7 protein-coding genes and 1 pseudogene are annotated in these 7,952 nt (G+C 43.5%); 3 read left to right on the forward strand and 5 right to left on the reverse strand.

The window, feature by feature from the left end; genetic code table 11:
- The 3 genes and pseudogenes from B4H32_RS01050 to B4H32_RS01060 all read right to left on the reverse strand — a co-directional run.
- A pseudogene (locus B4H32_RS01050) lies at positions 1–220 on the reverse strand (hypothetical protein); the annotation flags it as partial.
- Positions 221–244: 24 nt separating this feature from the next.
- Positions 245–373 (reverse strand): hypothetical protein, encoded by a 129-nt coding sequence (locus B4H32_RS01055; RefSeq protein WP_004682965.1) that lies wholly within the window; start codon positions 371–373, stop codon positions 245–247.
- A gap of 71 nt (positions 374–444) precedes the next feature.
- A complete protein-coding gene (locus B4H32_RS01060; RefSeq protein ID WP_286799337.1) occupies positions 445–3,279 on the reverse strand; it encodes a ribonucleoside-diphosphate reductase subunit alpha in 2,835 nt (944 codons plus the stop codon).
- A gap of 522 nt (positions 3,280–3,801) precedes the next feature.
- Between B4H32_RS01060 and bfmR the strand changes: the two genes are divergently transcribed.
- Both bfmR and bfmS read left to right on the forward strand, forming a co-directional pair.
- Positions 3,802–4,518, forward strand: a complete 717-nt coding sequence (gene bfmR, locus B4H32_RS01065) for a response regulator transcription factor BfmR (RefSeq protein WP_004682962.1) — start codon at positions 3,802–3,804, stop codon at positions 4,516–4,518.
- A gap of 100 nt (positions 4,519–4,618) precedes the next feature.
- Complete coding sequence (bfmS, locus tag B4H32_RS01070) at positions 4,619–6,265, forward strand: sensor histidine kinase BfmS (RefSeq protein ID WP_004682960.1); 1,647 nt, start codon at positions 4,619–4,621, stop codon at positions 6,263–6,265.
- 90 nt (positions 6,266–6,355) lie between these two features.
- Here the strand turns inward: bfmS and B4H32_RS01075 are convergent, their stop codons facing one another.
- Together B4H32_RS01075 and B4H32_RS01080 are read right to left on the reverse strand one after the other, a co-directional pair.
- Positions 6,356–6,712 carry a hypothetical protein gene (locus tag B4H32_RS01075; protein ID WP_004682958.1) on the reverse strand — a complete coding sequence of 119 codons (357 nt, stop codon included), beginning with the start codon at positions 6,710–6,712 and terminating at the stop codon, positions 6,356–6,358.
- A 92-nt stretch (positions 6,713–6,804) separates the two neighbouring features.
- A complete protein-coding gene (locus tag B4H32_RS01080; RefSeq protein WP_228127130.1) occupies positions 6,805–7,203 on the reverse strand; it encodes a GGDEF domain-containing protein in 399 nt (132 codons plus the stop codon).
- A gap of 448 nt (positions 7,204–7,651) precedes the next feature.
- Between B4H32_RS01080 and ndhC the strand changes: the two genes are divergently transcribed.
- The coding region (ndhC, locus tag B4H32_RS01085; protein WP_286799338.1) for an NADH-quinone oxidoreductase subunit A at positions 7,652–7,952 on the forward strand (301 nt) is incomplete at its 3' end.

Here is a 7,952-nt window from a genome sequence, read left to right on the forward strand (position 1 = left end):
GAGCTAAATACTTAAAACCGCCACCACCACGTTTGAGTAACTGCGTTAATGTAGTTTCAGCGATACTAAAATCACCTAATAACGAACGTGGATGTGAAAACTGTGCACATTCAGTTAGATATTCTGTAGAAGATGGATAATGAAGTACTATCCGATCGACATAAATCTGTACTAAAACAGCAGGAGCATTAGCATATCGTTCTAAATCAGTTTGAAGCATAGTTCTACTTCCCAATAAAGCACTTTATTGACCTTGCTTTTGCTGCTGTTTCCGAATGGCTAAAAATGCATACACCATTGGTACATAAAAGAAAATAAAGGCAAAGATTAAAACACCTAGTCCTAACATGTAGTTATGGCTAATATTCAACATAATCTTTGCCTCTTTCCTTTAAATCTTAAATAAACCCTACTTTATTTAAGAAGGGTTTTTCCAGGATCTAATTACTGACAAGCTTCACAATCTGGATTGTCAATTGAACACGCCAATGGTACAGGTGCAGCCGTAGCAAAATCCTCTTCAACTTGTACGTCAGGTTTTTTCTCTACAACCACTGCCTGTGCCGCAACAACAGGTGCTTCAACCGATGCTGGTTTAACTGCGTTCAATGCACCTGTATTGATTGTTGATTTCTCCGCAGAGGTCGCACCCAAAGCACGGAGGTAATAAGTCGTTTTAAGACCACGTAACCATGCCATCTTATAGGTAATGTCCAGTTTCTTACCATTTGCACCAGCAATGTAAAGATTAAGCGACTGCGCCTGATCAATCCATTTTTGACGGCGTGATGCAGCATCAACGATCCAACGTGTATCTACTTCAAACGCAGTTGCGAAGATTGCTTTCAATTCCTCAGGAATACGGGCAATCTTTTGTACTGAACCTTCAAAGTGTTTCAGGTCATTTACCATCACGGTATCCCACAGACCACGTTCTTTTAATGCACGAACAAGGTAAGGGTTGATTACTGTGAATTCACCTGAAAGGTTAGATTTTACATACAAGTTTTGGAATGTCGGCTCAATCGACTGAGACACACCACAAATGTTTGAAATGGTTGCGGTTGGTGCAATCGCCATTACATTTGAGTTACGCATACCATCTTTTTGAACTTTGGCACGTAAGCTATCCCAATCCAAACGTTGAGTACGATCAACTTCGAACATACGTTCAGGACGTGATTTAGCAACTAACTCTAAAGAGTCGATTGGTAGGATGCCTTGATCCCACAATGAACCTTTAAATGTTGAGTAAGCACCACGCTCAAGCGCAAGATCGCTTGATGTTTGAATTGCGTAGTAACTGATCACTTCCATAGATTCATCGGCAAAGTCAACCGCTTCATCTGAACCGTAGGCGATGCCCATTTCATAAAGTGCATCCTGGAAGCCCATGATACCCATACCGACAGGGCGATGCTTTAAATTCGAGTTTTTCGCTTGTGGTACAGCGTAGTAGTTAATGTCGATTACGTTATCGAGCATGCGTACCGCAGTTTTAATCGTGCGAGCTAATTTCTCACGATCTAACACTCCACCTTGAACGTGTTGTACTAGGTTAATCGAACCCAAGTTACAAACAGCGATTTCATCTTGGCTTGTGTTCAATGTAATTTCAGTACACAAGTTGGATGAGTGCACCACGCCAACATGTTGTTGTGGTGAACGCAGGTTACATACATCTTTGAAAGTGATCCACGGGTGACCAGTTTCAAACAGCATGGAAAGCATTTTGCGCCATAAGTCTTTGGCACGTACTTTCTTATGCAGCAAGTTCTGTTCTTTTGCTACTGCTTCGTAGTGTGTGTAGCGCTCAGCAAATTCAGCACCAGCCAGGTCATGCAGGTCTGGCACTTCAGATGGTGTGAACAGTGTCCATTCAGCATCTTCAAACACACGTTGCATGAACAGGTCAGGCACCCAGTTCGCTGTGTTCATGTCGTGAGTACGACGGCGGTCATCCCCTGTGTTTTTACGCAGCTCAAGGAATTCTTCAATGTCCAAGTGCCAGGTTTCTAAGTACGCACAAACCGCACCTTTACGCTTACCACCTTGGTTGACCGCAACAGCGGTATCATTCGCCACTTTCAGGAATGGTACCACACCCTGAGACTTACCATTTGTACCCTTGATATAAGAGTTCAAGGCACGTACAGGTGTCCAGTCATTGCCTAAACCGCCTGCCCATTTAGACAGCATGGCGTTGTCACGCATCGCACCATAAATGTCATATAGGTCATCACCAATTGTTGTTAAATAACAGCTGGATAATTGTGGGCGTAATGTGCCAGAGTTAAATAGCGTTGGCGTAGAGGCCATGTAATCGAAGCTAGATAATAAGTTATAGAACTCGATTGCACGCTCTTCTTTATTTTCTTCATTGAGTGCGAGACCCATTGACACACGCATAAAGAATAATTGTGGTAATTCAAAACGTACGCCATTTGAATGAATGAAGTAACGATCGAATAAAGTTTGTAGACCTAAATAGGTAAACTGGTTTGAACGTTCTGGCTGAATCGCCGCCGCCAGTTTTACAAGATCAAAATCAAGCAGTTCTGGAGATAAAAGATCAAGCTCGATCCCTTTCTTCAAGAAAGGTTCTAAAGCATCGCTTTCCAGGGTATCGGTTGCTAAACCTAAGAATTCTAATCCAGTACCAACAAGCTCATTACACAACAAACGTGCAGTCACATAAGTATAGTTTGGCTCTTGTTCAATACGGGTACGGGTTGCCATCATCATGGTGGTAGCAATGTCGCTTTCCTTTACACCGTTATAGAGGTTCTTAACGGTTTCATCGACAATGGCCTGAACATCAATCCCTTCAAGACCCGCACTTGCAGTTTCAATGGTGGCTGTAAGCGCACTCAGGTCCAATGGCTGGAGCTGACCATTAGCATCAGTAATCTGTAGGGTAGGATGATGGTTCGCACCTGCCTGCTGACGGGCGGTGGCACGCTGTTCACGGTAAATCACGTAGGCACGGGCAACCTTTTGCTCGCCTGTGCGCATCAACGCCAATTCAACCTGGTCCTGAATCTCTTCAATATGAATTGTGCCGCCTGACGGTAAACGGCGGTTAAAGGTATTCAGCACCATTTCTGTGAGTTGCTCAATACGGTCATGGATACGACTTGAGTCGGCTCCCTGCTGACCTTCAACAGCTAAAAAGGCTTTTCCAATCGCAACAGAAATCTTCTCGGCATTAAATGTCGCGATTTCTCCAGTGCGCTTAATAACCTGAATTTGGCCAGGTGCGGAAGTGATGATGCTCATGTCAGCATAGCTCCATTATCATCTATTTTTATGTTCATAGACCGTTTGAACCGTGCACAAAATATGCCACGATGTTTGAGGGATAAACACAATACTTAGTGGTTAAAGTTTATTTTCAACACAAGATACGGGATTTTTAACAGCAGATCAATCTTGACATTTTACTAAAGTTTTTTTCGTGTTTTAACTGCTGTATTCACAGGCACATAGCATAGCAAAGGACTTTAAAAAGACGTATAGATAACTTTGTGGATAACTCAAAAAACAGACACTTAAATTATTTCGGAAGCGCAAAGAAACAAATTGTTTAATACTGGTACAAAATTTATACTCAATATCTATGTTGTTTATAACAAGCATGCAATTCTGAAAAAGACATTAAAATTCATCATATTAATAAAAATATAACAAAACTGGGTGGACGTGTATCAGTTTGGTGAACGACCACTTGTTTACAATGTAAACGTGTGTATATTGCAAATCATAAACCAATGTATCTGTAAAATTATTAGGGGCAAATAAATGAGCCAAGAAGAAAAGTTACCAAAGATTTTGATCGTTGAAGATGACGAACGTTTAGCACGCTTAACCCAGGAGTATTTAATCCGTAACGGTTTGGAAGTTGGGGTTGAAACTGATGGTAATCGTGCCATTCGTCGTATTACCAGTGAGCAGCCTGATTTAGTGGTATTGGATGTGATGTTGCCTGGGGCGGATGGTCTAACCGTTTGTCGTGAAGTGCGTCCACATTATCATCAACCGATCCTGATGCTGACTGCGCGTACTGAAGATATGGATCAGGTGCTAGGTCTGGAAATGGGTGCAGATGACTATGTTGCCAAGCCTGTGCAGCCACGTGTCTTGCTTGCACGTATCCGTGCGTTATTACGCCGTACCGACAAGACGGTTGAGGATGAAGTGGCGCAACGTATCGAGTTTGATGATCTGGTGATTGATAACGGTGGTCGTTCTGTGACCCTGAATGGTGAACTGGTTGATTTCACCAGCGCGGAATATGACCTGTTATGGTTGTTGGCTTCAAATGCGGGCCGTATCCTTTCCCGTGAAGACATCTTTGAGCGTTTACGTGGCATTGAATACGATGGTCAGGACCGTTCAATTGATGTGCGTATCTCCCGTATCCGTCCAAAAATTGGTGATGATCCAGAAAATCCAAAGCGTATCAAGACCGTTCGTAGCAAGGGTTATTTGTTCGTCAAGCAAACCCATGGTATGTAATTCCATTCATCATTGAAACTTGGGTAGGGGCGAACTGTGTTCGCCTAATATTCATTTTGATATTGAGTCAGCGCATTAATTCACTCGGGCTATTTTCTTTATGGTAAGTCGAGTACTGAAAAACAGCATATTCTTGCGTATTTATGCTGGACTGGTGGTTTTGGTCGTTGTTGTGGCGGTATTCTGTTATTTGCTGGTGCAGATCATCAACTACCAACGGGCGCAGGAATATCGTGAATCCCTGACAGATGGTATTTCCTATGTCATCAGTGAGGGCGTGGCTCGCCAACCAGAAAAACAGCAAAAGCTGGACTGGATTTCAGATGCTTCGGATTTGCTGGAGCTTCCGATCTACTATGTTGATGCGGCGCGGGTGGAACTTTCCCGTACCGAGCGAAAGCGGATTGCCGAACAAAAGTCTGTGGTTCGTTACGATGCCAATAATGGTATTGGTTATGTGATTATTGGGCTGAAAGACGATCCCAAACATTTTCTCTACATTAAGGTGGATAAAATAGGTGAACGGCAGATGAAAGCGCTGCCGATTTTTGTGCTGGACTACCTGATCTTTTATCCAGGTCAAGAGCGCGAATATCTGGAAAAAATTAAAAAGCACTTCTATTATCCCATTGAAATTGCCGATATCCGAGACATTAACCTCGACTCTGAGCAGATTGGCCGTTTGCGTCAGGACCAGAGCGTGCTGCTTTATAAAGACAGCGCCAGTATACGTGGCACCACCATCTCGATTGTGTCTCCCATGCCTAACCACCCTGCACAGGTATTGGTTCTAGGCCCAGTGCCCATGTTCAACTGGATGCCTTTCCAGCTTGCGGCTGGTATCACCCTGTTCAGCCTGTTTTTATTGAGCTTGGGTGTTTATGGTTTGATTCTACCGCTTGAACGTAAAATCCGTCAGGTTCGTCATGCCCTGAATAAAATGAAGTCAGGCGACCTGTCATTGCGTGTCCCGATAGAGGGGACCGATGAAATGGCAAATCTGGCATCAAGTTATAACAATATGTCAGACCATATCCAGCGCCTGATTGAGGCACAGCGGGAATTGATGCGCGCGGTTTCGCATGAGCTGAGAACGCCTGTGGCCCGTATCCGCTTTGGTATGGAGATGCTGGCGGAAGAGGACGACTACAGTTACCGTATTCAGCAGGTGGAAATGATTGACAAGGATATTGAGGCGCTCAATACCCTGATTGATGAGATCATGACCTATGCCAAACTGGAGCAGGGCACACCATCGCTTGATTTTGAAGACCTTGTGTTGGTCGAGGTGCTGGATCAGGTGGTAATGGAGACTGAGGCACTCAAAACCCAGAAAGAAATTGAACTGATTGCGCCGCCTTTGACATTGCGTGTTGATGCCGAGCGCCGTTACCTGCACCGTGTGGTACAGAACCTTGTGGGCAATGCAGTGCGCTACTGTGACAACAAGGTGCGTATCAGTGGTGGTGTGCGTGCTGATGGCAAGGCTTATGTGTGTGTGGAGGATGATGGTCCAGGGATTCCAGAGCAGGAGCGCTCTCGCATTTTTGAGGCGTTTGCGCGTCTGGACGATAGCCGTACCCGTGCATCGGGTGGCTATGGTTTAGGCCTTTCGATCGTAAGTCGTATCGCCTACTGGTTTGGTGGTGAGATTCAGGTTGACCAAAGCCCAAACTTGGGTGGGGCGCGTTTTGTCATGACCTGGCCAGCCAAACGTTATAAACAAAGCGGTAAAAATAAAATCTAGATTTCGGGCATTAGGATTTTATAAGAAACCAAAGCCATTATGGCTTTGGTAAAGTGTATGGCTTAAAACTTGGATAGATTGACTTACTCTTTATTCATGCACAGATGGGTCGGGTTCAATCAATGGCTGTCCTGAGCGTAAACCATTAAGCGCATCCGTATTAAAGTCAATCAACAGTGAATTGTTCTTAATATCAATTTTATAGCTTTTGATGAGTGCCTGATCTCCATTGAGGGTTTCTACCTTGTAACTATCGGCAATATTGAGAATACTTTCTAGATTGGTTGTGGTCGCCGCAAAATCCTCTCTAAATACTTCGTATATGTCTCTTAAATCAAAAATCGCGTTGTCAGCATCTGGATGTTTTCGAACATAATTTTCTATATGGCGCATCAGTAGTTGTGAAAAAAAGAAATAATCCGAGTCGTGGGTGTATTCTAGATGCATATTTTTCTCCTTGTTTGCTTCTTTTAGAATACTCATCTATTGCGTCGGCTGTGTATAAAGATAATTAAAGTATTTTGCTGAATTGCAACATATTATGTCGAAATGACCACCCAATTTCGGCCCTGTCTTTTTGCCTGATAAAATGCATCATCCGCTTGATTGAATAAATGCTTCATCGCTTGATGGTTCTTAGGCATGCAAATACACAGGCTAATGCTGAGCTGGATGAAAAAATGCCGTTGTTGATCAATTGAAATAGCGGTTTGGCTCATGTGTTGGCGAATCTGTTCAGCACAGGCGTAGGCAGCCTTAAGGCTGGTGTCTGCCATAAAAATGGTGAGCTCCTCGCCACCCAAACGTCCGAGCAGGTTATTCGGTCTAAGCTGTACCTGAATGGTTTGGGGTTTAAACGCTTTAAGTCGTTGCCTGAACGCTGCAAAGGCGGGTACGCTTAGCCAACAATCGCACCGATAAAGCTGGTGGGGCGTCATGTTTGTGGAGGACGCTTCAGTAACTCTAGCAAAACCGAGTTGGCAGGTTTAAATGAAGCCAGAAAAGTTAAGTGTGGTGTGGCACTATTATATAAAATTTGTTTAAATTTTCATCATAAATTTATCGCAATGCAATGATTTAGTTCATGCTGCCATGTTTTTGCGCATAGGGAATGGAATTCGAATGTTTTTAGAGTACAGATAAAGAAAAAAATGATTGATATGTAATACTTGATTTGATAATTCGATTTTTAAGGGTGAATTAGCAGTGATCTGGTAGAGAAGTGTAAATTTATGGACAAAATCATCCGAAAGACTAAAGCGCATCAACTAGCATGAGAAATTAGAAATCAGGTACAATTGGCGGAATTAATTTTGTGTTTGGTGTATTTGAAGGCCAATACATACATTCTTTGTTAAAAATAGGCCTGCCAGGAGTTATCCCCGCATGAGTGCCATTACTCCATACGATTGGGCGATTATTGCCTTCGTGATCGGCGTTACATTTCTTTGCGTTTTTATGCTGACCGTTCCTTTACTCCTTGGGGGTAAAGCATGGGGACGTGCCAAGCAAGAACAGTTTGAATCAGGTGTAGTGAGTGCGGGTGGTGCCCGTATTCGCTTGTCAGCCAAATTCTATTTAGTTGCAATTTTCTTTGTCGTTTTTGATTTAGAAGCACTTTACCTCTACGCGTGGGCAACTTCTGTGCGTGAAGTAGGTTGGGTTGGCTTTGCAGCTGCTGCAATTT

It is taken from the genome of Acinetobacter sp. UBA2063 (genome assembly GCF_002333245.1).
Lineage (GTDB): Bacteria > Pseudomonadota > Gammaproteobacteria > Pseudomonadales > Moraxellaceae > Acinetobacter > Acinetobacter parvus.